1 protein-coding gene is annotated in these 1,129 nt (G+C 56.5%); it reads right to left on the bottom strand.

All coding sequences use genetic code 11. From position 1 onward, the window contains the following. Positions 1-336: 336 nt before the first annotated feature. Positions 337-804 (bottom strand): fumarate hydratase, encoded by a 468-nt coding sequence (locus DN412_RS42910; protein ID WP_115217001.1) that lies wholly within the window; start codon positions 802-804, stop codon positions 337-339. Positions 805-1,129: the final 325 nt, after the last annotated feature.

Genomic DNA, 1,129 nt, shown 5'->3' with positions numbered 1-1,129 from the left:
GGCGCAAGAGCGATGGCGAGCCCGGCGCAAAGACGATTTGGATCGGCATGCAGAGAACCATGGACGCCGCCCTCACCATTCAAGCACTGCGGGAAGAGTCATGACTTCCGTATAAGGAAATGGCTTCAGTGGGGTGTACTACTACCACAACGAGAGTGCGCCCTATCCATGGCGCACTTATGAGTCCGCTGCTCTAACCACGCATGAACTAGAGGCCCAATTGGAAGGGGGGGAAGCTGTCAGCACAAAGTTCGTCGGCCTCAGCTTCTCTCAGCAGTGCCCCATCTTGCATCAATCGGCTGGTTGGCGACATTGCGTTACCAGCCGAGGCAAGGATCACGCCGACGCTTCAGGCGACGCTACAGCCGGAACCACCTTCTTCGCCGAAGCCTGTTTCTTCATCACGGATTTTACTGCGACCGCCTTCGGGCCTGCTTTCCGGGCGACCTTGCCCTTAGTACCGGGTGCGGCCTTTTTCGCGATTGCTTTCGTCGCGGCAGCTTTATTGCCCGTCGCCTTCTTCGCGCCTGCAGCCTTGGCCTTCTTCGCCGCGAGCTTGTCCTTTGCGGCTTGCTTTTCAAAGCGGGCCGCGGCCTTTGCGGCTTCCACGGCCTGGGCAACCTCGCGTTTAGCCGCTTCAATTGCCTTCTTCGTGTCAGCGCGCAGCTTCAGCAAGCGCTTCTTCGCTGCCTGTGCCTCACGGGCAAGCACGCTGGCCTTTTTCGTTGGCACGGCCACCTTCTTTGCGGCAGGCTTTCCCTTAGCAGTTGCACTTACCCGTGTCGTTTTAGTTGCTGCGACCATGGTGGTTATTCATAGTTGTGAGTGAAGCGCGGAGTATAACCGCACGAGTGGCTTTACATAGTAGAGCTCAGTTTCTTCTTTGTGTTGTGTCCAACCGACGCGATCAGCCGACGGCCGAGATGCCACCCTCTTCCGCAGCGCTTTCTCATTGGTATTTGGTACGTTCGCCAAAACAATAAAACCCAAGCGATCTTGGCCTGGTCCTAGATCCTATGTAACAGGTGGAGGTCGTCAACGAACTGATACGTAAAATCAGGGCGTGTCGAGTCCCCTGTTCAAAGGAGAGCATCATGCACACGGATCAGATGTTCACGACGGGTGGTGA

The organism is Cupriavidus lacunae (assembly GCF_003353055.1).
GTDB lineage: Bacteria > Pseudomonadota > Gammaproteobacteria > Burkholderiales > Burkholderiaceae > Cupriavidus > Cupriavidus lacunae.
Note: the sequence above shows the minus strand (reverse complement) of the source record. Positions and strands in the feature narration are given on the sequence as shown.

Excerpts from the sequence above, each read along its gene's own strand:
- DN412_RS42910 (WP_115217001.1), bottom strand. The coding sequence starts at position 804 with ATGGTCGCAGCAACTAAAACGACACGGGTAAGTGCAACTGCTAAGGGA.